Origin of the sequence: Luteimonas padinae, assembly GCF_014652935.1 — a bacterium.
Classification (GTDB): Bacteria; Pseudomonadota; Gammaproteobacteria; order Xanthomonadales; family Xanthomonadaceae; genus Luteimonas; species Luteimonas padinae.
The window spans coordinates 85,873-111,755 of the sequence record NZ_BMZT01000003.1 but is presented as its reverse complement, the minus strand read 5'-3'; the positions used below and the strand labels follow the sequence as shown (position 1 = coordinate 111,755).

The following is a 25,883-nucleotide window of genomic DNA, read 5'->3' as shown; positions in this document are numbered from 1 at the left end:
ACCCCCGGCCGCCCCCTCGGGGACGGCCGTTCCCTATTGCCATGCCCGCAAGGGCGGAGTCCGCATGAGCCACGCTTCCAAGTCCGCACCGAAGTTCCTGCTGCTGTCCCTGGCGATCGCCGGCGTCGTCGCCGGCTGCCAGCGCGACGCCACGCCCGCCACCACGGTGGCCGAGGGCGCCGCGCCGGAAGTCCCCGCCTTCACCCTCGACGAGTCGACGCTCCCGGGCGTGAACAGCTTCAAGGCCGCCGACTTCGACGCCAACGGCAACGCCTGCACCGACTTCGGCGCCTACGTCAACGGCACCTGGCTGGCCGCCAACCCGGTGCCGGGCGACCGCACCTCCTGGGGCGCGTTCGAGATGCTCGACGAGCGCTCGCAGGCGATCCAGCGCCAGCTGGCCGAGCACGCCGCCGCGATCGAAGGCGCCTCCGGCGTCGAGAAGATCGTCGGCGACCTGTGGGCCACCGGCACCGACGCCGAGGCCATCAACGCCCAGGGCATCGCGCCGCTCGAGCCCGAGCTGGCCACCATCGCCGGCCTGGACGCGCCGGAGAAGATCGCCGACTACCTGCGCGCCAGCGCCGCCAAGGGCCAGTTCACGCTGTTCGGCTTCGGCCCGGAGGCCGACTTCATGGACTCGTCCATGAACATCGCCTACGCCTTCCCGGCCGGCCTGGGCCTGCCGGACAAGACCTACTACTTCGACGCCGACAAGAAGGACAAGCTCGAGGCCTACCAGGCGCACGTCGCCAAGGTGCTCGAACTGTCGGGCGTGCCGGCGGCCGAGGCCGCCACCCAGGCCGCCGACGTGGTCGCATTCGAGACCCGCCTGGCCAAGGTGTCGAAGTCGAGCGAGGAGATGTCGCGCGACGTCGGCCTGTTCTACAACCCGGTCAGCCTGGCCGAGGCCGACAAGCTGGCCCCCGGCTTCAACTGGACGGCGTTCTTCGAGTCGCAGGGCGTGGCCGCGCCGGAGAAGTTCTCGCTGGCGATCCCCGCCTTCCACTCCGAGGTCAGCGCGATGATCGGCGACGTCGCCCCGGCGACGTGGCAGTCATACCTGCGCTTCCACACCGTCGACAGCGCCTCGCCCTACCTGGCCGACGCCTTCGCCGAGGAGAACTTCAACTTCTATTCGCGCACCATGCGCGGGCAGAAGGAGATGAAGGAGCGCGGCAAGCGCGTGCTCGACACCATCACCGGCCAGACCGGCGAGGCGCTGGGCCAGATGTACGTCGACGTCGCATTCTCGCCCGAGGCCAAGGAGCGCATGGAAACCCTCGTCGGCAACCTGAGCCAGGCGCTCAAGGCCCGAATCGAGAACCTCGAGTGGATGTCGGAGGAGACCAAGGCCAAGGCCCTCGAGAAGTGGGCCAGCTTCACGCCCAAGATCGGCTACCCGGACAAGTGGCGCGACTGGTCGGGCCTGGCCACCTCGCGCGACAGCTACATCGGCAACCTGCTGGCCGCCAACGAGTTCAACTACAAGTGGTCGCTGGGCAAGATCGGCAAGCCGGTGGACAAGACCGAGTGGGCGATGCCGCCGCAGATGGTCAACGCCTACTACAACCCGCTGGCCAACGAGATCGTGTTCCCGGCCGCCATCCTCCAGCCGCCGTTCTTCGACGCCAACGCCGACGACCCGCTCAACTACGGCGGCATCGGCGCGGTGATCGGCCACGAGATGACCCACGGCTACGACGACCAGGGCAGCCGCTTCGACGCCACCGGCAAGTTCCAGAACTGGTGGTCCGACGCCGACGCCAAGGGCTTCGCCGGCCGCACCGACAAGCTGGTCAACCAGTTCAACGGCTACGAGGCCGCGCCCGGCCTGCACGTCAATGGCAAGCTGACGCTGGGCGAGAACATCGCCGACCTCGGCGGCCTGGCGACGGCCTACGACGCGATGAAGCAGGCCACCGCCGGAAGCGAGGACCCGATGATCGAGGGGCTGTCGCGCGACCAGCGCTTCTTCGCCAACTGGGCCACGGTGTGGCGCCGCAACTTCACCGACGAGGAGCTGAAGGTGCGCATCGCCACGGATCCGCACGCACCGGCGAACTTCCGTGCGATCGGCGCGCCCTCGAACCTGCCGGCGTTCGCCGCGGCGTTCCAGTGCAAGGCCGGCGACGCGATGGTGCGCGAAGGCGATGCCCAGGTCGTGATCTGGTAACTCCGCGCCATCGGCGTCACGAAAAGGCCCGGCACCTGCCGGGCCTTTTCCGTTCCGTGGACCCGGGCCCGGTCGCACTCCGTCGAATCTCCGCAGCGCCCGTGGATTCAGTCCCGTCATGCGGTGGCTTGATAGACTTCCGCGGTCATTTCGCCGGATCCCCCCATGCCCAAGCACGCCCCCCTCGCCGCCGCGCTCGCCGCCAGCCTCGCCCTCGCCCTCGTGGCCCCCGATGCCGACGCTCAGCGCCGCGGCGCGGCGCGCGCGCCGGCCGGCCCCACGGCCTGCGGTGATTTCTACGCCTTCGCCAACAAGGACTGGCTGGCCGCCAATCCGGTCCCGGCCACCGGCGCGGTGTCGGTCCTGGGCGAGCTGCAGGCGCGCGTGCTCGAGCAGCAGCGCGAGCTGCTGTCCACCGCGATGAACGCGCCGCAGGGCAACGTGCAGAAGCTCCTGGGCGACTTCTGGGCCAGCGGCCTGGACGAGGCCGCGGTGGAAGCCGACGGCGCCAACCCGATCGCACCGCTGCTCGACCGCATCAACGGCATCCGCCGCGCCAAGGACATTCCGCCGTCCATCGCCGCCCTGCACCAGGTCGGCATCCCGGTGGTGTTCAACTTCAGCGCCGACCTCGACCTGGCCGACCTCGACCGCCACATCGGCTACTTCGCCCAGGGCGGCACCGGCCTGCCCGACCCGGCCTTCTACACCCGCGAGGACCCCGCGTCGCGCGAGATCCTCGGCCTGTACAACGCCTACGTGCAACGCATCCTGGCGCTGACCGGCACCGCCGAGGCCGACCTCGCCGCCGAAGCGCAGCTGGTGATCGACCTCGAGACCCGCATCGCGCGCGCATCGCGACCGGTCGCCGAGCTGCGCGACCCGCGCGGCAACTACGCCCTGGTCCCGACGGCGGACCTGGGCAAGGCGTACAAGCGCCTGCAGCTCGGCGAATTCCTCGCCGCCCAGGGCGTGGCCGACGACAGCGTCTCGATCGCCAACTCCGCGCTGTTCACCGCGCTCGACGGACTTGTCGGCAGCCTCAAGCCCGCGCAGTGGAAGACCTACCTGCGCTTCCACGTCGGCGACGCGATGGCGCCCTACCTGTCGAAGGGCTTCCGCGACGCGGCCTTCGATTTCCGCGGCCGCGTGCTGCGTGGCGAAGCGGCGCAGCCGCCGCGCGAGCAGCTGGTGCTGCAGGCGATCAACCACGCCGCCGGCCAGATGGTCGCGCGCGAGTACGTCGGCCGCCACCTGCCCCAGGCCAACCGCAGCCGCGCCGAGGCGATCGCCGTGGAAGTGCGCGATGCGCTGAAGCGCTCGGTCGAAGGCGCCGCGTGGATGGACGATGCCACCCGTGCCGGCGCCCTCGCCAAGCTCGACGCGCTGAAGATCGAGATCGGCGCCCCGGTGCGCGACATCGACTACACCGTGCAGCCCATGGGCCGCGGCAGCTTCGGCGGCAACATGCTCATCGCCTCCACCTGGCACCACCGCGAGGAGATGAAGCGCATCGGCCGCGGCAACGCCCAGCGCCGCTGGCCGGTGCAGCCGCAGGAGCCGGCGCTGGCCTACGACGCCGCGCACAACCGCCTGCTGGTCTCGGCCGCGGTGCTGCAGCCGCCGGTGCTCGACATGTCGCTCGACGGCGCGGCGCACTACGGCAGCTTCGGCGCCCTGGTCGCGCACGAGCTCAGCCACGCCATCGACGGCAAGGGCCGCCACGTGGACGCCAGCGGTACGATCCGCGACTGGTGGACGCCCGGCACCGCCACCGCCTGGACCGACCGCCTGAACGCGCTGGCCGCCCAGTACGGCAACTACGACTACCCCGGCCTCACCGGGCGCAAGCTCAACGCCAGCCTGACCAGCGAGGAGAACGCCGCCGACCTGGCCGCGGTCGAGATCGCCTGGAACGCCTTCAGCCAGGCCCAGCCCGAAGCCGCGAAGGAGGCCCGGCAGGCCTTCTTCGGCGCCTGGGCGGGGGTGTGGCGCGAACAGGTGTCGCCGGCGGTGGCCGAGCAGCGCGCCAGCACCGCCCTGCAGGCGCCGGGCCAGTGGCGCAGCAACGGCCCGCTGTCCAACCTGCCCGCCTTCAGCGAGGTCCACGGCTGCAAGGCCGGCAATGCGATGTTCCGTGCCGACGCCGACCGCGTCAGCCTCTGGCGCTGATGCGGCAACCGGGGCCCGCCCGGCGGCGCCCCGACCTCAGAAATGGCGGGCCCGCGTGGGCCCGCCGCGACGGAACGGCGGCTGCCCGCGCCAGTAGCGGATCAGCAGCCAGCCGAACAGCATGCCGCCCAGGTGCGCGAAATGGGCCACGCCGGCCTGCGTGCCGGTGATCCCCATGACCAGCGTGATCACGCCGAACGCGATCACCAGCGTGCGCGCCTTCATCGGGATCGGCGGGATCAGCAGCATCACCCGCTGGTGCGGGAACAGCATGCCGGTGGCCAGCAGCAGGCCGAACACTCCGCCCGATGCGCCGACCGTGGGATACGGCAGCCCGCCCTCGAGCACCGACCAGCTGGCCACGCCCAGCTGGCACAGCCCCGCTCCGGCCACGCAGACCAGGAAATAGGTCAGGAAGCGCTTCTGCCCCCAGACGTACTCCAGCTGCGCGCCGAACATCACCAGCGCCAGCATGTTGAACAGCAGGTGCGCCAGGTCGGCATGCAGGAAGCCGTAGCTCAGCAGCTGCCAGGGCAGGAAACCGGACACCCCGGCGACCCGCGCGTAGGCCTCCATCCCCATGGGCCACAGCATCAGCGGCGCGAACAGCGCGCTCCCGAGCAGCTTCTGCAGCAGGAACACGCCGACGTTGGCGATCAGCAGCGCCTTGGTCACGGGGGGAAGGTTGGTCAGCATTCGGGCGCCTCGCGGGGGGACGCCCATGATACCGGTTGGCCCGTGACTTCCCGTCGCCTTCCGCGCTCAGGCGGGGCCCCAGACCACGGCGTCGAGCGAACGTCCGCGCTGGACGAGGCGCACGCGGCCCTCGACCACCTTCACGCCCTCGGCCTGCAGGCGCCGGGCCTGCTCACGCCAGGAATCCGAGCCCGCGGCGAAGGCGATGCGGCCGTCGCTGCGCAGCACGCGGTGCCACGGCAGCGCGGGGTCGTCGCTGGCCGCCAGCAGGCGGGCCACCCAGCGCGCACGCCCGGGCAGTCCGGCGCGGCGGGCGACCTCGCCATAGCCCGCGACTTCGCCGGGCGGGATCGCACGCACGGCGGCCAGGATGCGTTCGGCGGAGTCGGCGGTGGGGGCCATTGAGCTAGGATAGCCACACGTCCGCCGCGCGGGTGCACCCCATGCAGAACTTCGAGCAGGTCCGCCGCCATCTCGGCAGCAACGGCTTCCGGACCACGGTCAACGAGGCCTTCGTGGTCGGCGTCGAGCTCAGCCTCGACGGCGGCCGCCGCCACCAGTCCATCTTCCTGTCCGAACTCCAGGACGACGATGGCCGCTGCTACCTTCGGGTCAGCACCGCCGTGGCGCCGATCACCGGCGTCGACGCGCGCCGCGCCCTGGCCTACAACTGGGGCAGCCGCGTCGGCTACCTCGCGATCGGCCAGCTGGACGACGTGCCCTACCTGCAGCTGTGCGAGAACCGGCCGTACGACGGCCTGGACGCGGCCGAAGTCGGCCGCCTGGTGCTGGAGATCGGCGGCATGGGCGACCGCCTGGAGCGCATGCTCAGCGCCGACGGCGACCTGCTTTGACCCCCGATGCCGCAGCGTCATCTGTAGGGGCATCTGTAGGAGCAGCTATAGCTGCGACCTGCTGATCGTCGCAGCTATAGCTGCTCCTACAGAGGGACAGCACAGAGCCGCCGTTACAGAGCGGCAGCACAGAGCCGCCGCACAGTGCGCCCCTACAGCAACCCCATCCAGCCAAGCAGGCGGTACAGCCCCCAGGCGATCGCGCCCGACATCGGGATGGTCAGGATCCAGGCGCCGATCATCTTCTCCACCACCGTCCACTTGATGGCGTTGAGGCGCTTGGCCGTTCCCACGCCCATGATCGCCGACGAGATGTTGTGGGTGGTCGACACCGGAATGCCCAGCGACGAAGCCGCCAGGATCACCGAGGCCGCGCTGGTCTCGGCCGCGAAGCCGTGGATCGGATGCAGCTTCACCAGCTTGTGGCCCAGCGTCTTGATGATGCGCCAGCCGCCTGCGGCGGTACCCGCGGCCATCACCAGCGCGCAGCTGATCTTGATCCAGGTGTCGATGTCGCCTTCCGCCAGCGCGCCCTCCGACGGATGCAGGAAGGCCAGCCAGCCCGGCAGCGCGTCCAGCGTGCCCGCCGACTGCGCGCTCACCAGCGCCAGCGCGATGATGCCCATGGTCTTCTGCGCGTCGTTCATGCCGTGGGCGAAGCCCATGCCGGCGGCGCTGACGATCTGCGCCTTGCCGAAGAAGCCGTTGACCCAGCGCGGCCGGGCGATGCGCGCGAGCACGCCGCCGCTGCGCGCCATCATCGAGATCACGAAGAACAGCACGCCCATCATCAGGAAGCCCGCCGCGAAGCCCAGCAACGGCGAACTCACCATCGGCACGATCACCTTCCACAGCACGCCGGCGCTGCGGTAGACCGGCTCGGCGGGCTCGGACCAGATGATCGAGCCCCAGTTGTTCGATGTCGCCGCCAGCGCGGCGCCGATCAGGCCGCCGATCAGCGCATGCGAGGACGACGACGGCAGGCCGAACCACCAGGTGATCAGGTTCCAGGTGATGCCGCCCAGCAGCGCGCACAGGATCAGCTGCGAGCCGACCTCGACCACGCCTGCGTCGATCAGGCCCGAAGCAATCGTCTTGGCCACCGCGGTGCCGGCCAGCGCACCGATCAGGTTCATGCCCGCGGCCAGGCCCACCGCCTGCATCGGCGACAGCACCTTGGTCGCGACCACGGTCGCGATCGAGTTGGCCGTGTCGTGGAAGCCGTTGATGTACTCGAACGCCAGCGCGACCAGGATGACCACCAGCACCAGTGTCAGCATGGTGCCGGCCTCAGCTGTTCTTGAGCACGATTTCGTAGGCCACCACGCCGGCCTCGCGGCAGCGGTCGATGGCCTTCTCGAGGATCTCGAAGAACTCCTTGAGCAGGAACATCTGCTGGGCGTCGAGCTTGCCCGAGTAGATGTCGCGGTAGAGCTCGAGCATCAGCCGGTCGGCCTCGTTCTCGATCGAGCGCAGCTCGTCGTTGAGGGCCTTCATCGGCTCGAGCTTGAGGTGGCGCAGCTGCTTCACCATCTTCACCACCACGCCCGCGGCCTGCTCCAGCATCGCCGCGCGCGGCGCGAAATCGATGTGCTCGAGATGGCGGGTAGCCAGCGAATAGCGGTCGGCGAACTTCTCGATCTGCTTGGGGATCTTGTACAGCGCCGAGCCCAGGGCCTCGATGTCCTCGCGTTCGATCGGCGTGATGAAGCTGTCCACCAGCGCCTGGCTGATCTTGTTGGAGGCCTCGCGCTCGCGCAGGCGCGCCAGCTTGAAGGCGTCCAGCGCCGGCTGGCGGTCGGCCTCGCGCAGCATCTGGTGGAGCGCGACGGCGGCGTCCTGCGCGGCCTGGGCGGCCTCCTCCAGCAGCGTGTAGAACTGCTTGCCTTGGCCGAACATGGTCTGCAGGGAAAACATGGGGAATTCGCCTCTCGCGGTCTCGGGACGGAGCTGCCCGTGCACGCGGGCCCGCGGAATTATGACGGCATCATGACGATCCGCCCAGCATTTCCCGGACGGGGGCCAGCCGCCCCGGCCTGCTATGATCCGGCGGTGCCCAGCGCACCTGTGCCCCGGACCCCCATGGACGACGACCCAAGACCGCCCTCCCGCACCAGCGGGACCGCCCCCTCCGCCCTTCCCCCGCGGTATGTCCGCCCTGCACGGGAAGCCCGGAGATGATCGAACTACTGCTCATCATCCTGCTCCTGGTGGCCTGCAACGCCTTCTTCGCGCTGTCGGAGATGTCGGTCGTCACCTCGCGCAAGCCACGCCTGAAGCAGATGGCCGCCGACCAGCGGAGCGCGCAGAAGGCGCTGGAGCTGGCCGAACATCCCGAGCGCTTCCTGTCCACGGTCCAGGTGGGCATCACCCTGGTCGGCATCCTCTCGGGCATGCTGGTCGGCGACGCCCTGGGCGGGGAGATCGCCGCCTGGATCGGCTCCCACCTGCCGGTGGCCGGCACCTATGCCGGCACCATCGGCAAGGTGGTCGCGGTCGGCCTGATCACCTACGTCACCATCGTCCTGGGCGAGCTGTTGCCCAAGCGCCTGGCCCTGCTGGCGCCCGAGCGCCTGGCCAGCCTGGTGGCGGTGCCGATGCACTGGCTGTCGCGGATCGCCACGCCGGCGGTCTGGCTGCTCAGCGCCTCGGTGCGCGGCCTGTTGCGCCTGATGCGCCTGGGCGACAGCGAGGCCGCGCATGTCACCGAAGAGGAAATCCGGCTGCTGGTGAGCGAAAGCCACGAGCAGGGCGTGATCGACGCCGACGAGCGCAACATGATGAACCGCGTCATCTCGCTCGGCGACCGCGACACCGAAAGCCTGATGACGCCACGCACGCGCATCGCCTGGCTCGACGCCGGCGAAAGCCTGGAGGAGAACCTCGCCACCATGCGCGAGACGCCGTTCTCGCGCTATCCGGTGTACCGCGGCAGCGACGCCGAGGTGGTCGGCATCCTCGAGGTGAAGTCGCTGGTCGACCGTTTGCGCGCCGGTGAATTCGACCTGTTCGAACACCTGCGTGAACCGCTGTTCGTCTCCGAATCGACGCCTGCGCTGAAGCTCCTCGAGATCCTTCGCGAGGCGCAGCAGTCGCTGGCCCTGGTGGTCGACGAGTACGGCGACGTCACCGGCATCGTCAGCGTCAACGACGTGCTCGAGGCGGTGATCGGGCGCACCTCCACCGGCGAGGGCGCCGATGCGCATCCGCTGGTGGTCGAGCGCGAGGACGGCTCGCTGCTGGTCGACGGCGGCCTGGCCGCGGACTCGCTGCGCGAGCTGATGGACGGCAAGCCGCTGCCCGATGGCGACGACCGCGACTACAACACCGCCGCCGGCATGACGATCGCGCATTTCGGGCGCATCCCCAACGTCGGCGAGCACTTCGACTGGGCCGGCTGGCGGATCGAGGTGGTCGACCTCGACGGTCCCCGCATCGACAAGCTGCTGCTGCAGCGGATCGCGGCCACGCCGGTGGGCGATGGCTGAGGCGCACCGCGACCCGCCGCGCGCCAGTGCGCGGGCGGTGCTCGCCGCGCTGGCCGCGGGGCCGGCCGACGACGTGGTCACCCTGCGCTCGATGCTGGAAGGGCTGGGCGGCAGCCTGTTCGGCATGCTGCTGTTCATCGCCACCCTGCCCGCCTTCCTGCCGATCCCCGGCGTGGCCGGCGCGCTCAGCGGGCCGCTGGTGAGCCTGATCGGGCTGCAGCTGCTGGTGCTGATGCGCCAGCCTTGGCTGCCGCGGATTGTCGCCGGCCGAGGCCCGCGCCGCGGCACGCTCGCACGCTTCGAACACCGCATCTCGCCCTGGCTGGAGCGGCTCGAGCGCCTGGTGCGGCCGCGGCTGCCGGGGATGATCGACCATCCGGCCGCGACCTTCGTCACCGGGCTGCTGCTGGTGCTGCTGGGCGTGCTGCTGGCGCTGCCGATCCCGTTCACCAACTACGTGTTCGGCGTCCTGCTGCTGGGCTACGCCTTCGCGCTGCTCGAGCGCGACGGCGCGCTGATGCTCGTGGCCTGGTGCGCGGGGCTGGCGGCGATCGCGGTGTTCGGGGCGGCCGGCGGCACGCTGGGAGTGCTGGCCATCGACTGGATCATGCCGGGCCGCTGAGCGCGGCGCGGCGGCGCGGCCTCAGCCCAGCAGGCCGCGGAGATCCTGTCCGGTCATCGGGTGGCCGAGCCAGTAGCCCTGGGCAAGGTCGCAGCCGCGCTCGCGCAGCACGTCGTACTGCCCTTCCTTCTCCACGCCCTCGGCAACCACGGTGATGCCCAGCGAGTGCGCCATCGCGATGATCGCGGTGGTCAGCGCCAGGTCGTCCGGATCGCGCAGGACGTCGGCGATGAAGCTGCGGTCGATCTTGACGCCGTCCACCGGGACCCGGCGCAGGTGGCTCAGGCCCGAGAAGCCGGTGCCGAAGTCGTCCAGCCACACCTTGACCCCGGCGTCGCGCAGGCGCGCGAGCAGGCTGCTCACCCGCACCTCGTCGCCGATCACCGCGGTCTCGGTCAGCTCGATGTGCAGGCCGGCGGCCGGCAGCCCGGTCGTGGAGAGCACATGGTCGACCAGCGCGGCCAGATCGCCGTTGCGCAGCTGCCGCGGCGAAACGTTGACCGAGACGAACAGGTCGCAGCCGGGGAAGTCGCGCCGCCACTGCATGGCGTCGGCGCAGGCCGCGCGCAGCACCTGCGGGCCGATGGTCTCGATCAGGCCGCTCTGCTCGGCGACGTCGATGAACACCGACGGCGCCACCGCACCGTGCTCGGGATGCTGCCAGCGCAGCAGCGCCTCGGCGCCGACCAGGCGGCGGTCCTCGAGCCGGTACACCGGCTGGTAGGCCAGGCTGAGTTCACCGCGCTCCCAGGCGCCGCGCAGGTCCTGCTCCATGCGCACCCGGCGCTCCACCGCCTGGTCCATGGCACGGCTGTAGAAGCGGTGGCAGTTCTTGCCGGCGACCTTCGCCTGGTACATCGCGATGTCGCCGTTCTTCATCAGCATGGTGGCGCCGACGGCATCGTCCGGGAACACGGTGACGCCGATCGAGGTGCCGAGGAAGACCTGGCGCCCGGCGACCACGATCGGACGGCTGAGCTCGGCCACCAGGGTTTCCGCCAGGTGGCCGGCGACCTCGCGGATGCCGTCGGCGGCGTCCGCGTCGGACTCCACCAGGATCACGAACTCGTCGCCGCCGAAGCGGGCCAGCACCGCGCCGCTCCCGCCCAGGCGGTCCACCGTCTCCGAGATCCGGTTGGCGAACTGCACCAGCACCTCGTCGCCGGCGTCGTGGCCGAGGGTGTCGTTGACGCGCTTGAAGTCGTCGATGTCGGCGAACAGCAGCGCCAGCTGCCGGCTCGCGCCGTGCAGCTCCATCAGCCTGCGGTCGAGCGCCTCCCGGAAGGCCAGCCGGTTGCCGAGCCCGGTCAGCGCGTCGGTATAGGCCATGCGTCGCATGTCGCGGTCGTGGCGCGCGATGCTGTCGCGCATCCGCCCGAAGGCGCGCACCAGGTCGCCGACCTCGTCGCTGCGGCGGCTGTCCGGCATCTCGGCGACGAAGTTGCCGCCTTCGATCTGGCGGGCGGCGTCGGCCAGCTCGCGCACCGGGCGCACCAGGGTGCGCTGGACCAGCATGCCCAGCCCCACGGCCAGGAGCACCAGGCCCGCCATCAGGGTCGCGATCCAGCCGGCATGGCGCTGGCCGATCGCCACCAGGCGCTGGCCCATGCCGTCGGAGGCGCGCTGCTCGTCGGCCACCACCGAGGCCAGCGAATAGCCCACCCGCAGCCCGCCCAGGCGCTCGTCGCCGATGTACAGCGGCACCGCCACGTCCAGCACCTCGTTGCTGGCCTGGATGTGTGGCGCGCGCGCGGTCACCACCTCGAAGGCCATCGGGTCGTCCATCACCTGGCCATAGGTGCGGATGTCGCGCGAGCCGTCGTGGATCACCGCGCCGGTGTTGTCGTAGACCAGCGCGTAGGCGACGTCGGGCTGCTTGAGGCCGGCGCGCAGCAGGCTGCCGATCGAATCGAGGTCGAAGTAGTACAGCGGGTTGACCAGGCTGCCGGCCAGCTCCACGGCCGCGGCCTCGGAGCGTTCGGCCAGGCGGTCGAAGGCGAGCGCGTGCATGGACTCGCGCCCGAGGTCGAGCACTTCCCGGCGCATCACTTCCTGCCGGTGCAGCACCACCGCCACGACCGCGAGCACCGCGAGCACCGCCAGCACCAGGGAGACGAGGAACCGCGCGTAGAGCCCGCCGCCCCTCATTCGATCACCCTGCCGACGTTGGACACGCCGGCGCGCAGCAGCTCCAGCGCGCGCGCGGTGTCGTCGTCGATGGGCAGGAAGCGGGTGGTGCCGAAGAAGCGCTGCAGCGCTTCGCTGGCCGCCGGATCGTTGCCCGCGGCGGCCAGCACCTCGCGCAGCCGCCCGGCAACCGCGGGATCCAGGTCGCCGCGCACCATTTCAAGACCACGGGGGAAGGTGCCGGTGGCATGGAACACCACCAGGTCGCGCCGATAGCTCTCGGGCATGCCCTGCACGCTCTCCCAGTCGAGGTTGCTGAAGGCGCCGGCGTCGACCAGGCCCTTGTGCACCCAGGTCGAGATGTTGAGTTCGGAGCGCGCGAACAGGTAGCCGACCGAGCCTTCCGCCGGCCGGTCGGTGGGCGACAGCAGGATCTCCATGTCCAGCCCCCGGTCGATCAGGCTCATCGCGGGCACGAAATAGGCGCTGGTCGAGGTCGGGTTCTGGAAGGCGAGGCTGCGCCCGCGCAGGTCGTCCAGGCCGGTGATGCCGCTGTCGCGGCGCGCGATGAACACCGTGTGGTAGCTGCCCACGCCGTTGCGCTCGGTCAGCAGCAGCGGGCGCGCACCGGCGCGCGTCTGCAGCGCCATCGCGCTGCCCGAGGTCTCGGTGACCCAGTCCACGCGTCCGCGCCGCAGATAGCTCTCCATCTGCCGGCTGTCGCGCGCCATCAGAACGCGGCCTTCGCGGATGCCGACGTCGGCCATGCGCGGCACCACGTAGTCGAGCAGCTGCCTGAGCTGGTCGTAGTGCGCGGCGGGGTCGTCGCTGATGCGCCCGAGCACCAGCACGCCCGGTTCGGCGGCGGCCGCGGGGGCGCAGAGTGCGAGCGACGCGGCCATCGCGGCCAGGAGCTGGCGGAGGCGGCGGGGCATGTGGCTGGTGCTCGCACCCTGCAGGCGGGGAATGCCGCAGGTTAGCCGAAAACATGACCGCCAACACATCTCAGCGCGTATCCCCGTGGCCGCCGGCCAGGCGCGCCATCCGCTGGGCGTCGGCGAGCACGCCGCGCAGCAGCCGGACCTCGCGTTCGTCCAGCCCGCAGCGCAGGAAGATCCGCCGCAGCTTGCGCAGGGCCGACTCCGGGGCGCGGCCCTTGTGGAAGTCGATGGCCTCGAGCGTGTCGCCAAGCTGGTCGAAGAAGCCCTCGAGCTGGGCATGGCTGGCGGGCGCCTCGCGGTGGCCGTCGCTACCGCCGGTCGGCAGCCCCGCGCGCTCCAGGGTCGCGACCCGCAGCTCGTAGGCGAGCACCTGGACCGCGGCCGCCAGGTTGAGCGAGCTGTAGTCCGGGTTGGCGGGGATGTGGACCGCGGCGTGGCAGAGCTGCAGCTCGTGGTTCTCGAGCCCGGTGCGCTCGCGGCCGAAGACCAGGGCCACCGGTGCACCCGGGCCCGCCGCGTCGAGCAGGCGCGCGGCGCCCGCGCGCGGCGACAGCTCCTCCAGCTGGATCCGCCGGCTGCGCGCGGTGCAGCCCAGCACCAGGGCGCAGTCGGCCACCGCCTCGGCAAGGTTGCCGACGATCGTCGCGGCCGCCAGCACGTCGTCGGCGCCAGCGGCCATCGCCACCGCGTCGGGGTGCGGGAAGCGCTCGGGCGCCACCAGCACCAGCCGCTCCAGCCCCATCGTCCTGATGGCGCGGGCGGCCGAACCGATGTTGCCGGGATGCGAGGTGCCGACGAGGACGATGCGGACGTCGGCGGCTGGCTGGGGGACGGTGTTCATGGGCGCGAATGGTAAACTGCGCGGCGGCCTCGAGCCGCCCTGCTCTTTTCCCCTGCCGTCCACGCCACGCCGGAGCCCGTCGCCGATGCAACAACCTGCCGTCAACATCATGGTCAAGGCGGCCCGCGCCGGCGGCAACGTCCTGCTGCGCCACATGCACAAGCTCGACGCGATCAACGTGGTCGAGAAGGACCGCATGGACTACGCCAGCGAGGTCGACCGCCTGGCCGAGGCGGCGGTGGTCAAGGAACTGCGCCGCGCCTATCCCGAGTACGCGGTGCTGGGCGAGGAATACGGCGAGCAGAAGGGCAGCCGCGGCGCCAGCCGCTACACCTGGGTCATCGACCCGCTCGACGGCACCAGCAACTATCTTCGCGGCTTCCCGCACTGGTGCGTCTCGATCGCGCTGTGCGAGGGCCCGGAGCCGCTGCACGGGGTGATCTTCGACCCGCTGCGCAACGAGCTGTTCACGGCCACGCGCGGCGCCGGCACCCAGCTCAACGAGAAGCGCGTGCGCGTGGCCGAGCGCAAGGACCTCAATGGCGCCACCATCGCCACCGGCTTCCATCCGCGCGAGCGCCAGCGCACGGCGGCGCAGTTCGACTGCCTGCGCCAGGTGCTGTCGGTGGCCGAGGACGTGCGCCGCACGGGCTCGGCCGCGCTCGACCTCGCCTACGTGGCGGCGGGCCGCCTCGACGGTTATTTCGAGGCCGGCGTGCAGGCCTGGGACATCGCCGCGGGCATGCTGATGGTGCGCGAAGCCGGCGGCAAGGTCACCGACTACAAGGGCGCGGTGATGGGTCCGGTGCACGTGGCGATGCAGAGCCGCCAGATCGTGGCCGGCAACCTGCGGGTGTCCGAGGCGCTGCAGAAGAACATCGTCGCGTCGGGATACGCCGCCGCTTACTGAGGCTGTGCGGTGCCCGCCGCGGATGCAGGGGGGATGACCAGCCGGAATCTGCGCTGTCCTGCTCCCACTTCCGGCCGCCGGCCATCCATGGCCGGCTCTGGCCATCCCCCCTGCCTCCACGACGGGTCCGACTTCTTTCGCGATCCTGTGGCCTGAAGAGCCAGCCAGCGGCGAACATGGCCTACCCGGCAATCGGGTGGCTTCCCGCCATGTCGCTTTTGATCTCCGTGCCGACGCCGATGATGGTCGGAGCCCGTTCCGGACGAAGGCCGGCAGGACGCCTGGTCGAGCTGCGATGCGATGCCTGCTGCCACGCAGGGATCCATGGCAAGTGCCGCGCCTTTTTCCAGCGGCCCGCCGGGATGTTGCACGCTTCGGCGCGTGGCCTGCTGACGGGAAGTCAAGGAGGAGATGCCGGCCCGGCGGGCCGGCATCGGGGGACATGAGCGGCAGCAGGCCATGCGTCGAAGCCACGCAGCGCCCCCACCCGCGCTCTTACCCGGCACCCGGCGCGACAAGAGCCCAAAGAAAAACCCCGCCACCAGGCGGGGCTTTTTCGATCGGAGCGCCGCGCGACTCAGGGCCTGCGGGCGAGCTCCGCGTCGTCCCGGGCCTTCGGCAGCAGGTCCTGCTTGGTGACCTTGAGGAAGCCCATGGTCAGCAGCGGGCAGGCCACCAGGATCGACGACAGCGTGCCGATCACGATGCCGAACATCATCGCCAGCGACATGCCTTCCAGCGAGCCGCCGCCGTAGAGGAACAGCGCCAGCACCGTCAGGAACGCCACCACCGAGGTGATGATCGTGCGCGACAGGGTCTGGTTGATCGAGGCGTTCAGCACCTCCATCGGCGGCGCGCGCATGCTGCGGAAGTTCTCGCGCACGCGGTCGAAGACCACGATCGTGTCGTTGATCGAGAAGCCCATCACCGAGAGCAGGCCAGCCAGCACCGTGAGGTCGAACTCGTGTCCGCTGAGCGCGAACCAGCCGGCGACGATCAGCACGTCGTTGAGCGTGGTGACGATGGCCGCGACCGCGAACTTCCACTCGAAGCGGAAGCCGATGTAGATCAGGAAGCCCACGACCACGAACAGCAGCGCATAGACCGCGTTCTCCGCCAGGTCGCGGCCGACCTGCGGGCCGACGAACGCACTGCTCTGGATGGTGGCCGGGTTGTCGGGCAGCGACGCGGCCTCCCTCACCTCGTCGGCAGTGCGGCTGGTGGCATCGGCGCTGGTCTCGCCGTCGCGCGGCTGCAGCCTGACCAGCAGGTCGCTGCCGCTGCCGAAGGTCTGCACCTGGGCGCCGGGATAGCCGGCGTCGGCCAGGCGCTCGCGCACGCCGTCGACGTTGGCGGGCTGCTGGAAGCGCAGCTCGACCACGGTGCCGCCGGTGAAGTCGAGCGCGTAGTTGAAGCCCTTGCCGGCGATGGCGCCGATGGCGGCGATGGTCAGCAGCATGAAGGCCGCCACCGACACCCAGCGCAGGCGCATGAAGTCGAGGTTCGGGGTGGCCGGGATGAGGCGCAGGGGAAAGATGTTCATGTGTCGTGTGCCCGCGTCAGATGGCCAGGGTCTTGAGCTTGCGCTTGCCGCCGTAGACCAGGGTGGCGATGCCGCGCGAAACGGTCACCGCGGTGAACACCGAGGTCAGGATGCCGATCACCATCGTCACCGCGAAGCCCTTCAGCGGGCCAGTGCCGAACGCGAACAGCGCCACGCCGGCCAGCAGCGCGGTCATGTTGGAGTCGAAGATCGTGCCCGAGGCCTTGTCGTAGCCGTTGGCGATCGCCGCCCGCGGTGGCATGCCCGCGCGCAGCTCTTCGCGGATGCGCTCGTTGATCAGCACGTTGGCGTCCACCGACATGCCGATCGACAGCGCCAGGCCGGCGAAGCCCGGCAGCGACATGGTGGCGCCGAACACGCTCATGATCGCGACCACCATCAGCAGGTTGAGCAGCAGCGCGACGCAGGTGAACAGGCCGAACATGCGGTAGTAGATGCCGAAGAACAGCAGGGTGAACACGAAGGCGTAGAGCACCGCCGTGGTGCCGCGCGCGACGTTCTCCTTGCCCAGGCTGGGGCCGACGATGCGCTCTTCGATGAAGTCCATGGGCGCGGCCAGCGAGCCGGAGCGCAGCAGGCGCGCCAGGCTGTCCGCCTCGGCCTTCTCCAGGCCCGTGGTCTGGAACTGCTTGCCGAAAACGCCGTTGATGTTGGCGACCGAGATCACCTCCTCGCTGACACGGAAGCTGCGCACTTCCTCGCCCGCGGCGTTGGTGGTCACCTGCGGCACGCGCTCGATGTACACCACCGCCATCGGCTTGCCGACGCTGACCGAGGTGAAGTCGAACATGCGCTGGCCGCCGACGTTGTTGAGCGTGACGCTTACCGCCGGCATGCCGTTCTCGTCGAGCGTCGACTGCGCCGCGACCATCTGCTCGCCGGACGCGATCACGCGCTTGGACAGCAGCACCGGGATCGGCTTGCCGTCCAGCCCCGTGCGACGCTCGTAGTACACGCGCGCCTCGGGGGGCACGTTGCCGGTGGCGGCCGCGTCGTAGGGATCGCCGTCGATCACCGCGCGGTATTCCAGCGTGGCGGTCGCGCCGATCATGCGCTTGGCCTCCGCCGTGTCCTGCACACCGGGCAGCTGCACGACCACGCGGTCGCTGCCCTGGCGGGTGATCACCGGCTCCCCCACGCCGACTTCGTCGACGCGGTTGCGCAGGGTGGTGATGTTCTGCTCGATGGCGTCGGCCGAGATCTGGTTGAGCTCGGTCTCGGGCACGCGGATGGTGATGCGGCTGCCCACGGCCTCGCGCAGCAGGGTCGGCTGCGCGGTCGCCAGCAGCGACAGGGCGCGGTCGGCGTCGGCGGCATCGGACAGCTGGGCGACGATGGTGCCGGTGGCGTTGCGCTCGACCGACTCGTAGCGGATGCGGTTGTCGCGCAGGATCGCGCGGACCTCGTCGGCGTAGGCGTCCAGGCGCTTGTCCAGCGCCGCCTTCTGGTCGACCTGGAGCACGAAGTGCACGCCGCCCTGCAGGTCGAGGCCGAGCAGCATCGGCTTGGCGCCGAACCAGGACAGCCAGTCCGGCACGGTCGACGCGAGATTCAGCGCGACCACGTACTGGTCGCCCAGCACCGCGCGCAGCGCGTCGGCGGCCTTCGTCTGGTCGTCGAGGTCGAGCAGGCGGACCATGCGCTCGCGCTCGCCTTCGGTGTCGACCGACTTCGGCGTCACGCCGGCGGCCGACAGCGCCTCGTCGATCTTCGCGTCCAGCTCGACGCCGGTGGGCGCACCGCGGTTGGACGTGATCTGGACCGAGGGATCCTGCGGGTAGATGTTGGGCAGCGCGTACAGCGTTGCCAGCAGCACCACGAGGAGGATGACGACGTACTTCCAGCGGGGAAATTCGAGCATGGTCGGGTCTTGCGCGAGGTCGTCCCGCGGGCGGGAGTGACGGGTTCTGGAACGGGCGTCGGCGCGGGACCGGCGCTCAGGCCGGGCCCGGTGCCTCCGGCGGGTGTCAGGCGGCCTTGAGCGAGCCCTTGGGCAGCACGTTGCCGACGGCGTTCTTCTGCACGCGGATCTCGACGTTGTCGGCGATCTCGACGGTGACGAAGCTGTCGCCCACGCGGCGCACCACGCCGGCGATGCCGCCGCTGGTGATCACCTCGTCGCCGACCGCGAGCTTCTCGACCATGTTGCGGTGCTCCTTCGCGCGCTTCATCTGCGGGCGGATCATCAGGAAGTACATGATCAGCAGCAGGATCACCGGGAAGGCGAACATGCTCAGCGGGCTCTGCGCCGCGGGCGCGGCCTGGGCGTAGGCGGGGGCGATGAGGAAGTCGAGCAGGTTCATTCAGGACGGTCCGGTGCGGAAATCAGCTGGTTAGTATGCCACGGCGGCGTGGCCAGGCGTTCCGGGGCGCCGCCGCAGGCCTGCCGCCCCCCTTGCCCACCAACCGCCCCTGTAGGAGCAGCTACAGCTGCGACGGGCAGTGGCCGGCATGTCGGGTCGCAGCTGTAGCTGCTCCTACACGGAGGTGGCGCGGGCAGCTTGGAAAGACCGCCTGAAGGCCTCGAAGGTTCCCGAGGCGATCGCGGCGCGCATGTCGGCCATGAGCTTCTGGTAGTACCAGAGGTTGTGCAGGGTGCCGAGGATCGGGCCCAGCATCTCGTTGCAGCGGTCCAGATGGCGCAGGTAGGCGCGGGTGTAGCCGCCGGCGCAGGCCGGGCAGCCGCAGCCCTCCTCGATCGGGCGCAGGTCGCGTTCGTACTTCGAATTGCGGATGCGCACGGTGCCGAAGGAGGTGAAGTAGTGCCCGTTGCGCGCGTTCCGGGTCGGCATCACGCAGTCGAACATGTCCACGCCGCGGGCGACGCCGTCGACCAGGTCCTCGGGCCGGCCCACGCCCATCAGGTAGCGCGGGCGGTCGGTGGGCAGCTGCGGGCAGGTGTGCTCGAGCATGGCGTTGCGCTCGGCCTCGGTCTCGCCCACGGCCAGGCCGCCGATGGCGTAGCCGTCGAAGCCGATGTCCTTCAGCCCCGCCGCCGAGCGCGTGCGCAGGTCGTGGTGCACCCCGCCCTGCACGATCCCGAACAGCGCCGCGTCGTTGCCCTCGTGCGCCCGCTTCGAGCGTTCGGCCCAGCGCAGCGACAGCTCCATCGAGCGCTCGATCACGCGCTTGTCGACCGGCTGGCCGTCCTTCTGCACCGGCGGACACTCGTCGAAGATCATCACGATGTCCGAGCCCAGCACCTTCTGGATGTGCATCGACTCCTCGGGCCCGAGGAACACCTTAGAGCCGTCGGTGGGCGCGGCGAAGGTCACGCCCTGCTCGGTGATCTTGCGGCGGTGCGCCAGCGAGAACACCTGGAACCCACCGGAGTCGGTGAGGATCGGCCCGTCCCAGCGCGCGAAGCCGTGCAGGCCGCCGTGGGCCTCGATCACCTCCAGCCCCGGGCGCAGGTACAGATGGAAGGTGTTGCCGAGGATGATCTCGGCGCCCAGGTCACGCACCTGCCCCGGCAGCACGCCCTTGACCGTCCCGTAGGTGCCCACCGGCATGAACGCCGGCGTCTCCACGGTGCCGCGCGGGAAGGTCAGCCGCCCGCGGCGCGCATCGCCGTCGGTGGCCAGCAGTTCGAACTGCATGCGGGACATCGGAAACCTGGAGTCGTGGGGGCTGGCTATTGTCGCGGAACCGCGGGGCGTTTGCTTCGTTGGGGGTGTCGGAAAAGCCTTTGCCACGGATTTACGCGGATTACGCGGATTTACACGGATAAAGCAGAAGCCATTCTGGTTCTGGGAGTGGCTGCAGTCGTGAAGGGAGCTTGGCCAGATACGTGGCACTTGTCTGGAGATCCATGTTCCAGGACCCGCGGTTCCCCGGGGTCGCAGCTGTAGCTGCTCCTACATGCACATCCAGTTGCTTTTGCTTTATCCGTGTAAATCCGCGTAATCCGCGTAAATCCGTGGCAAAAAAGCTCCTCCAGGACCCTCAATCGAAGCGAACCGGCGCCACATCAAGGAGGCTCAGGCGCACGAGGCTGCCCGGAGGCTGGGCGGCCAGGGTGGCGGCGTCGGGGTCGTCGATGTCGATCTCGACCAGGCTGCCGCCGGCCAGGCGCAGGGCCAGGGCGTGGCCAGGGCCGCGAAAGGTCAGAGCTACCAGTTCGGCCTGCAGGGGGCCCTGCGGGTCGGGGCGCAGGGCGTGCGGGCGCAGCAGCACGTCGCCGCCCGAGCCAAGGCCCAGCGCCGCGGCCGGCACCAGGGTGCCGCGGCCGATGAAGCCGGCCACGAAGCGGTCCAGCGGGCGCCGGTACAGCGCTTCGGCGCAGTCCCACTGCAGGATGTGGCCGCCGTCCATGACGCCGATCCGGTCGGCCATGGCAAAGGCCTCGGACTGGTCGTGGGTCACCATCAGCACGGTCGCGCCCGAGGCCTTGAGCAGCCCGCGCAGCTCCGCGGCCAGCTGCTGCCGGGTCTCGGTGTCGAGGTTGGAGAAGGGCTCGTCGAGCAGCAGCAGCGCCGGGCCGGGCGCCAGCGCACGGGCGAGCGCCACGCGCTGCTGCTGGCCGCCGGAGAGTTCGTGCGGATAGGCGCCGCCACGATCGGCCAGGCCGACCAGCTCCAGCATCTCCGCCACCCGCGTCCGCTGCGCGACGCGCGACAGGCCGCGCAGGCCGAAGGCGACGTTGGCCGCGACGTCCATGTGCGGGAACAGCGCGTAGTCCTGGAACATCATGCCGACGCTGCGCTTCTCCGGCGGCAGCGACAGCCCCGGCGCCGCCACCCGCTGGCCCTGCACGTCGATGCGGCCCGCCAGCACCGGCTCGAAGCCGGCCACCGCGCGCAGCACCGTGGTCTTGCCGCAGCCCGATGCGCCCAGCAGGCAGCCGATCCCGCCTGCACCCAGCGACAGCGAAAGGCCGTCCACCACCACCTTGGTGCCGCCTCCCGGCGCCGGGTAGCCGACGCGGATGCCCGCGATGTCCAGCAGCGCATCGGTCACGACATCCTCTCCCGTCCATAACGCACGCCGGTGCGCGCGAGCAGCACCACCGGCAGCAGGCCGACGGCGACGATCAGCAGCGCCGCCACCGCGCCTTCCTCGTACGTCCCGCGCGAGGCTTCGGCGTAGAGCCAGGTCGCGAGGGTCTCGAAATTCAGCGGCCGCAGCAGCAGCGTGGCCGGCAGCTCCTTCATCGCGTCCACGAACACCAGCAGCGCCGCCGCGGCCAGCGCCGGCCGCAGCAGCGGCAGGTGGATGCGGCGCAGCGTGGCTCCCGGCGCGTGGCCCAGGCTGGCCGCGGCCTGGTCGAGGCTGGGCGGGATGCGCGCCAGCCCGGCCTCGATGCCGCCGGCGGCGATCGCCATGAAACGCACGGCATAGGCCAGCACCAGCGCCGCCGCCGAGCCCATCAGCAGCATCTTCGGGGTCATCCCGGCTGCGGCCAGCACGACATTGGCGGCGTCGTCGAACCAGGCCAGCGGCAACAGCAGGCCGATCGCCAGCACCGTGCCCGGCACCGCATAGCCCAGACTGCCGCCGCGCAGCGCCAGCAGCGCTCCGGCCGTGCGCCGGCGCCCCTGTGCCAGGCGCATCGACCAGCCCAGCACCAGGCCCGCGGCCAGGGTCACCACGGTGGCGGCGGCCGCCACGCCCACGGTGTTGCCGGCGCTGGCCAGCAGCTGCGGCGAGACCCCGTGTTGGACGACGCGCTCGAACGCCTCCCAGGCCAGATAGCCGGCGGGAAGCAGGAAGCCCACCAGCACCGGGAACAGGCCCAGCGCCAGCGCCAGCGCCGCCGCCCCGCCGCGCAGGCGGCGCGGACGCATCGGACGCGGGCGCTCGCCCGCCGCGTAGCGCTGGCGCCGGCGCGCGTGGCGCTCCAGCGCCAGCAGCGCCACCACGATCGCCAGCATCGCCAGCGCGATCTGCGCCGCGCCCGGCAGGTCCGAGCGCGTCACCCAGGTGGTGTAGACCGCCACCGTCATGGTCTGCACGCCCAGGAACTCGGAGGCGCCGATGTCGTTGAGCACCTCCATCAGCGCCAGCGCCGTGCCGACCGCGATCGCCGGCCGCGCCAGCGGCAGCGCCACGCGCCGGAACACCTGCGCCGGCGTGGCACCGAGCGTGCGCGCCGCGTCCAGCAGGCCGGCGGCCTGGGTCATGAACATCGCGCGCGTGGTCAGGTAGACGTAGGGATAGAGCACGAAGCCCAGCAGCACGATGCAGCCGGCCAGGCCGCGGATGTCCGGGAGCCGGAAGTCACGCGGGCTGTCGTAACCGAGCAGGTCGCGCACCAGCCCCTGCACCGGGCCCAGCGGATGCAGCAGGTCCAGGTAGGCGAAGGCGACGATGTAGGTCGGCACCGCCAGCGGCAGCAGCAGCGCCCAGGCGACCGTACGTCGCCCCGGGAAGTCGAAGGCCGTCACCAGCCAGGCCGCGCCGGTGCCGATCGCCACCACCAGCGCGCCGACGCCGACCAGCAGCGCCAGCGTGTTGCGCGCCGCGCCCGGGAGCACATAGCGCGCCACGTGGCTCCACAGGCCCTCCTGCCCGCCCTGGAGCGCGGTCCAGCACAGCGAGGCCAGCGGCAGCAGCACCAGCGCCGCGACCGCCACCGCCGCCCACTGCCACGGGCCTTCGGGCAGCAGCCGGCGCAGGCCGCGACGGGACACGCCGTGGACCACCGGGTGCAGCGCACCCGCGGGCATTCCCGTCGCCGCCATGCCGCCGCCGGATCAGTTGTCGAAGCCGACCTTGTCGACCAGCGCGCTGGCCTCGCGGCGGTTGGCCACCACCTCGGTCAGCGGCAGCGGGTCGACCGTCAGCGTGCCGAAGCTGGCCACCACCGGATCGAGCTCGACGCCGGCCTTCACCGGGTATTCGTAGTTGGCGCGCGCATACAGGCTCTGCGCTTCGTCGGACACCAGGTACTCCATCAGCTTCACCGCGTTGTCGCGGTTGGGCGAATGCGCCGCCAGCGCGGCGCCGCTGATGTTGACGTGGGTGCCGCCGTTGTCGACGTTGAAGGTCGGGCGGATGACCTTGATCGCCTCGCCCCACTGGTGCTGCTCGCTGCCCGGCTCGGCGTTCTTCATGCGGCCGACGTAGTAGGCGTTGGCGATGCCGATGTCGCAGATGCCGGCGAGGATGTCGCGGGCCACGTCGCGGTCGCCGCCGGCGGCCTTGCGCGCCAGGTTGGCCTTGACGCCGCGCAGCCAGGTTTCAGTGGCCTCGGCGCCGTGGTGGGCGATCATCGCCGCGAACAGGCTGGTGTTGTACGGGTGCTGGCCGGAGCGGATGCAGACCTTGCCCTTCCACTGCGGGTCGGCCAGGTCTTCGTAGTGGAAGGACTCGAGGTCGAGGTCATTGTGCGCGTACAGCACGCGGTCGCGCAGGCTCATCGCGAACCACTGGTCGTCGGCGCCGCGCAGGTGCGCCGGGATCGCGGCTTCCAGGACCTCGGACTGCAGCGGCTGGGTGTGGCCGGCTTCGACCAGGTCGAGCATGTTGCCGGTGTCGACCACCATCAGCACGTCGGCCACCGAGCGCTCGCCTTCGGCACCCAGGCGCTCGAGCAGGCCGTCCTTGAGCAGCACGGTGTTGACCTTGATGCCGGAGCTGGCGGTGAAGGCGTCGAGCAGCGGCTGGATCAGGCCGGGCTCGCGCGTGGTGTAGAGGTTGACCTCGCCGCCGGCCTGCGGCGCATCCGCGGCGGCATCGGCGCCTGCGGCCTGAGCGGGCGCGGCATCGGAGCCGGCGACGTCGGCGGGCTGCCCGCCGCAGGCGGCGAGCAGGAACGCGGCGCAGGCGCTGGCAAGCGCGGCGCGGGGAAGGCGGAACGAAGACTTCACGGGCATCTCCCTGGTGCGTGCGTGGGGCGCGGCAGGCGCCGCTCAAATGAGAATGATACTCGACAAGCAGCGACTCAATCGTGCCGGTGCAGCAGCATTGCGTCGCCGTAGGAGAAGAAGCGGTAGCGCTCGCGCACGGCGTGCGCATAGGCCGCCAGCACCCGTTCGCGCCCCGCGAACGCCGACACCAGCATCAGCAGTGTCGACTCGGGCAGGTGGAAGTTGGTCAGCAGGATGTCGGCCGAGGTGATGCGGTAGCCGGGCACGATGAAAATGGCGGTCTCGCCGGCGAAGGGGTGCAGCTCGCCGTCCACGGTGGCCGACTCCATCGCCCGCATCACCGTGGTGCCCACGGCCACCACCCGGCCCCCGGCCTCGCGGGTGCGCCGCACCTGCTCCACCAGCGCCGCGCCGACGTTGATCCACTCGCTGTGCATGCGGTGCTCGCGCACGTCGTCCACGCGCATCGGCTGGAAGGTGCCGGCGCCGACGTGCAGGGTCACGTGGCCGAAGCCCACGCCCTTCGCGCGCAGCGCTTCCAGCAGGGGTTCGTCGAAGTGCAGGCCCGCCGTGGGCGCCGCCACTGCGCCGGCCTCGCGCGCGAACACGGTCTGGTAGCGCTCGGCGTCGTCGGCGCCCGGCTCGCGCTGGATGTAGGGCGGCAGCGGCATGCGCCCGGCCTTCTCCAGCCAGGCCTGCAGCGCGCCGTCGACGTGGAAACGCAGGTGGTGGAAGCCGCCGTCGCGGGCCACCACCTCGGCCACGCCGCCGGCGTCGAGCTCGATCAGGTTTCCGGGCCTGGGCGTCTTGCTGGCGCCGACCTGGGCGCGGGCCTCGTTGCCCGGCAGCAGGCGCTCGATCAGGATCTCCACGCGCCCGCCGCTGCCCTGCTTGCGGCCGAACAGCCGCGCCGGGATCACCCGGGTGTCGTTGAACACCAGCAGGTCGCCGGCGCGCAGGAACCCGGGCAGCTCGCGCACCTGGCGGTCGTCGTACCCGGCATCGCCCGGCGGCACCACCAGCATGCGGCTGGCCGAACGCTCGGCCAGCGGCGCCTGCGCGATCAGGTCCTGCGGCAGGTCGAAGGAAAAATCGGACTTCTTCAAGCAGGCCTCAGCGTTCGAACTTGGTCGACAGCAGCAGCGTCGAGGTGGTGCGCTCGACGCCGTCCAGGGCGCCGATGCGGTCGGTCAGCTCGTCCATCCCGCCGATGGTCGCCACCACCGCCATCGCCACCAGGTCCCAGGCGCCGTTGACTGAATGCAGCGCGCGCACGCCGGGAAGCTGGCGCAGCGCCTCGACCACGGCCGGCGCCTGCTTGGGGAACACGGTGATCATGATCAGCGCGCGGATGCGTTCGCGCTCGTGCTGGTCGTCCACCCGCACGGTGTAGCCGGCGATCACGCCGCTGCGCTCGAGGCGCTCGATCCGGCTCTGCACCGTGGTCCGCGACAGCTGCAGCCGGCGCGCGACCGCGGCGGTGGGCATGCGCGCGTCCTCGCGCAGCAGCGACAGCAGGGCTTCGTCGGCAGGACTGAGCTTCATGCGCGGATTCTATCGTCGATTCGCCGAAAACAGCAGGGTTTCCGAGCAGAACGCACCTACCAAGCGACGAACGCCTGCCGATACGATAGGGGAATCGCGCGGCCACCCGGCCCGCAGCCGTACAGGAGAGACCGCC

The 25,883-nt window shown here is 70.8% G+C and carries 21 protein-coding genes and 2 pseudogenes; 6 read left to right on the top strand and 17 right to left on the bottom strand.

Features of this window, described 5'->3' with window-relative positions; all coding sequences use genetic code 11:
• The first annotated feature begins 97 nt into the window (after positions 1-97).
• A complete protein-coding gene (locus tag IE168_RS04050; RefSeq protein ID WP_189495865.1) occupies positions 98-2,176 on the top strand; it encodes a M13 family metallopeptidase in 2,079 nt (692 codons plus the stop codon).
• A 165-nt stretch (positions 2,177-2,341) separates the two neighbouring features.
• A complete protein-coding gene (locus IE168_RS04045) occupies positions 2,342-4,348 on the top strand; it encodes a M13 family metallopeptidase (RefSeq protein ID WP_189495495.1) in 2,007 nt (668 codons plus the stop codon).
• Between the two features lie 36 nt (positions 4,349-4,384).
• Here IE168_RS04045 and IE168_RS04040 read toward each other — a convergent pair whose 3' ends face one another.
• Positions 4,385-5,044, bottom strand: a complete 660-nt coding sequence (locus IE168_RS04040) for a rhomboid family intramembrane serine protease (RefSeq protein ID WP_189495493.1) — start codon at positions 5,042-5,044, stop codon at positions 4,385-4,387.
• A 66-nt stretch (positions 5,045-5,110) separates the two neighbouring features.
• Positions 5,111-5,446 carry an MGMT family protein gene (locus IE168_RS04035; protein ID WP_189495491.1) on the bottom strand — a complete coding sequence of 112 codons (336 nt, stop codon included), beginning with the start codon at positions 5,444-5,446 and terminating at the stop codon, positions 5,111-5,113.
• Between the two features lie 41 nt (positions 5,447-5,487).
• Between IE168_RS04035 and IE168_RS04030 the strand changes: the two genes are divergently transcribed.
• Positions 5,488-5,898 carry a hypothetical protein gene (locus tag IE168_RS04030; protein WP_189495489.1) on the top strand — a complete coding sequence of 137 codons (411 nt, stop codon included), beginning with the start codon at positions 5,488-5,490 and terminating at the stop codon, positions 5,896-5,898.
• A 152-nt stretch (positions 5,899-6,050) separates the two neighbouring features.
• On the opposite strand, the gene IE168_RS04025 is transcribed toward IE168_RS04030, so the two are convergent.
• Positions 6,051-7,178, bottom strand: a complete 1,128-nt coding sequence (locus IE168_RS04025) for an inorganic phosphate transporter (protein WP_189495487.1) — start codon at positions 7,176-7,178, stop codon at positions 6,051-6,053.
• Between the two features lie 10 nt (positions 7,179-7,188).
• Positions 7,189-7,815: a DUF47 domain-containing protein gene (locus IE168_RS04020; RefSeq protein ID WP_189495485.1), complete on the bottom strand. Its 627-nt coding sequence runs from the start codon at positions 7,813-7,815 to the stop codon at positions 7,189-7,191.
• Between the two features lie 260 nt (positions 7,816-8,075).
• On the opposite strand from IE168_RS04020, the gene IE168_RS04015 reads away from it, so the two are divergent.
• Together IE168_RS04015 and IE168_RS04010 are read left to right on the top strand one after the other, a co-directional pair.
• A complete protein-coding gene (locus IE168_RS04015; RefSeq protein ID WP_189495483.1) occupies positions 8,076-9,386 on the top strand; it encodes a hemolysin family protein in 1,311 nt (436 codons plus the stop codon).
• Positions 9,379-10,008, top strand: a complete 630-nt coding sequence (locus tag IE168_RS04010) for an exopolysaccharide biosynthesis protein (protein ID WP_189495481.1) — start codon at positions 9,379-9,381, stop codon at positions 10,006-10,008. Before IE168_RS04015 ends, IE168_RS04010 begins: the two co-directional genes overlap by 8 nt.
• 21 nt (positions 10,009-10,029) lie before the next feature.
• Here IE168_RS04010 and IE168_RS14815 read toward each other — a convergent pair.
• From IE168_RS14815 to IE168_RS03995, 4 genes and pseudogenes are all read right to left on the bottom strand, one after another.
• Positions 10,030-10,770 (bottom strand): annotated as a pseudogene (locus IE168_RS14815) (putative bifunctional diguanylate cyclase/phosphodiesterase); the annotation flags it as partial.
• Between the two features lie 123 nt (positions 10,771-10,893).
• A pseudogene (locus IE168_RS14810) lies at positions 10,894-11,523 on the bottom strand (diguanylate cyclase domain-containing protein); the annotation flags it as partial.
• A gap of 629 nt (positions 11,524-12,152) precedes the next feature.
• A complete protein-coding gene (locus IE168_RS04000) occupies positions 12,153-13,070 on the bottom strand; it encodes a phosphate/phosphite/phosphonate ABC transporter substrate-binding protein (RefSeq protein WP_189495477.1) in 918 nt (305 codons plus the stop codon).
• Between the two features lie 70 nt (positions 13,071-13,140).
• Positions 13,141-13,917 carry an RNA methyltransferase gene (locus tag IE168_RS03995; RefSeq protein ID WP_189495475.1) on the bottom strand — a complete coding sequence of 259 codons (777 nt, stop codon included), beginning with the start codon at positions 13,915-13,917 and terminating at the stop codon, positions 13,141-13,143.
• 85 nt (positions 13,918-14,002) lie between these two features.
• Here IE168_RS03995 and IE168_RS03990 point away from each other — a divergent pair, with 85 nt between their 5' ends.
• A complete protein-coding gene (locus IE168_RS03990) occupies positions 14,003-14,827 on the top strand; it encodes an inositol monophosphatase family protein (protein ID WP_189495472.1) in 825 nt (274 codons plus the stop codon).
• Positions 14,828-15,404: 577 nt separating this feature from the next.
• Here the strand turns inward: IE168_RS03990 and secF are convergent.
• The 9 genes from secF to IE168_RS03945 all read right to left on the bottom strand — a co-directional run bounded on the left by secF (position 15,405) and on the right by IE168_RS03945 (position 25,747).
• On the bottom strand, positions 15,405-16,370 hold the full coding sequence (secF, locus tag IE168_RS03985; RefSeq protein ID WP_189495470.1) for a protein translocase subunit SecF: 966 nt from the start codon (positions 16,368-16,370) through the stop codon (positions 15,405-15,407).
• Positions 16,371-16,386: 16 nt separating this feature from the next.
• Complete coding sequence (secD, locus tag IE168_RS03980) at positions 16,387-18,252, bottom strand: protein translocase subunit SecD (protein ID WP_189495468.1); 1,866 nt, start codon at positions 18,250-18,252, stop codon at positions 16,387-16,389.
• A 106-nt stretch (positions 18,253-18,358) separates the two neighbouring features.
• Entirely contained in the window at positions 18,359-18,694 is a 336-nt protein-coding gene (yajC, locus tag IE168_RS03975; protein ID WP_189495466.1) for a preprotein translocase subunit YajC, read from the bottom strand.
• Positions 18,695-18,868: 174 nt separating this feature from the next.
• Positions 18,869-19,999, bottom strand: a complete 1,131-nt coding sequence (tgt, locus tag IE168_RS03970) for a tRNA guanosine(34) transglycosylase Tgt (protein ID WP_189495465.1) — start codon at positions 19,997-19,999, stop codon at positions 18,869-18,871.
• 337 nt (positions 20,000-20,336) lie between these two features.
• Positions 20,337-21,350 carry an ABC transporter ATP-binding protein gene (locus IE168_RS03965; RefSeq protein ID WP_229823089.1) on the bottom strand — a complete coding sequence of 338 codons (1,014 nt, stop codon included), beginning with the start codon at positions 21,348-21,350 and terminating at the stop codon, positions 20,337-20,339.
• On the bottom strand, positions 21,347-23,074 hold the full coding sequence (locus IE168_RS03960; protein WP_229823088.1) for an ABC transporter permease: 1,728 nt from the start codon (positions 23,072-23,074) through the stop codon (positions 21,347-21,349). The genes IE168_RS03965 and IE168_RS03960 overlap by 4 nt, the downstream gene beginning before the upstream one ends.
• Positions 23,075-23,086: 12 nt before the next feature.
• The gene (locus IE168_RS03955) at positions 23,087-24,202 is read right to left on the bottom strand and encodes a Fe(3+) ABC transporter substrate-binding protein (protein ID WP_229823087.1); all 1,116 of its coding nucleotides are present in this window, start codon (positions 24,200-24,202) and stop codon (positions 23,087-23,089) included.
• A gap of 74 nt (positions 24,203-24,276) precedes the next feature.
• Positions 24,277-25,308 carry a tRNA preQ1(34) S-adenosylmethionine ribosyltransferase-isomerase QueA gene (gene queA / locus IE168_RS03950; protein ID WP_189495461.1) on the bottom strand — a complete coding sequence of 344 codons (1,032 nt, stop codon included), beginning with the start codon at positions 25,306-25,308 and terminating at the stop codon, positions 24,277-24,279.
• 7 nt (positions 25,309-25,315) lie between these two features.
• A complete protein-coding gene (locus IE168_RS03945) occupies positions 25,316-25,747 on the bottom strand; it encodes an Lrp/AsnC family transcriptional regulator (protein WP_189495459.1) in 432 nt (143 codons plus the stop codon).
• Between the last annotated feature and the right edge of the window lie 136 nt (positions 25,748-25,883).

What these genes read in the sequence shown, in the direction of transcription:
- IE168_RS04000 (WP_189495477.1), bottom strand. Translation starts at nt 13,070, where the DNA reads ATGCCCCGCCGCCTCCGCCAGCTCCTGGCCGCGATGGCCGCGTCGCTC.
- IE168_RS03990 (WP_189495472.1), top strand. Translation starts at nt 14,003, where the DNA reads ATGCAACAACCTGCCGTCAACATCATGGTCAAGGCGGCCCGCGCCGGC.
- IE168_RS04045 (WP_189495495.1), top strand. Translation starts at nt 2,342, where the DNA reads ATGCCCAAGCACGCCCCCCTCGCCGCCGCGCTCGCCGCCAGCCTCGCC.
- secF (WP_189495470.1), bottom strand. Translation starts at nt 16,370, where the DNA reads ATGAACATCTTTCCCCTGCGCCTCATCCCGGCCACCCCGAACCTCGAC.
- IE168_RS03960 (WP_229823088.1), bottom strand. Translation starts at nt 23,074, where the DNA reads ATGGCGGCGACGGGAATGCCCGCGGGTGCGCTGCACCCGGTGGTCCAC.
- IE168_RS04035 (WP_189495491.1), bottom strand. Translation starts at nt 5,446, where the DNA reads ATGGCCCCCACCGCCGACTCCGCCGAACGCATCCTGGCCGCCGTGCGT.
- IE168_RS04010 (WP_189495481.1), top strand. Translation starts at nt 9,379, where the DNA reads ATGGCTGAGGCGCACCGCGACCCGCCGCGCGCCAGTGCGCGGGCGGTG.
- yajC (WP_189495466.1), bottom strand. Translation starts at nt 18,694, where the DNA reads ATGAACCTGCTCGACTTCCTCATCGCCCCCGCCTACGCCCAGGCCGCG.
- IE168_RS03945 (WP_189495459.1), bottom strand. Translation starts at nt 25,747, where the DNA reads ATGAAGCTCAGTCCTGCCGACGAAGCCCTGCTGTCGCTGCTGCGCGAG.
- IE168_RS04040 (WP_189495493.1), bottom strand. Translation starts at nt 5,044, where the DNA reads ATGCTGACCAACCTTCCCCCCGTGACCAAGGCGCTGCTGATCGCCAAC.
- IE168_RS04015 (WP_189495483.1), top strand. Translation starts at nt 8,076, where the DNA reads ATGATCGAACTACTGCTCATCATCCTGCTCCTGGTGGCCTGCAACGCC.
- secD (WP_189495468.1), bottom strand. Translation starts at nt 18,252, where the DNA reads ATGCTCGAATTTCCCCGCTGGAAGTACGTCGTCATCCTCCTCGTGGTG.
- tgt (WP_189495465.1), bottom strand. Translation starts at nt 19,999, where the DNA reads ATGTCCCGCATGCAGTTCGAACTGCTGGCCACCGACGGCGATGCGCGC.
- IE168_RS04030 (WP_189495489.1), top strand. Translation starts at nt 5,488, where the DNA reads ATGCAGAACTTCGAGCAGGTCCGCCGCCATCTCGGCAGCAACGGCTTC.
- IE168_RS03995 (WP_189495475.1), bottom strand. Translation starts at nt 13,917, where the DNA reads ATGAACACCGTCCCCCAGCCAGCCGCCGACGTCCGCATCGTCCTCGTC.
- IE168_RS04025 (WP_189495487.1), bottom strand. Translation starts at nt 7,178, where the DNA reads ATGCTGACACTGGTGCTGGTGGTCATCCTGGTCGCGCTGGCGTTCGAG.
- IE168_RS04020 (WP_189495485.1), bottom strand. Translation starts at nt 7,815, where the DNA reads ATGTTTTCCCTGCAGACCATGTTCGGCCAAGGCAAGCAGTTCTACACG.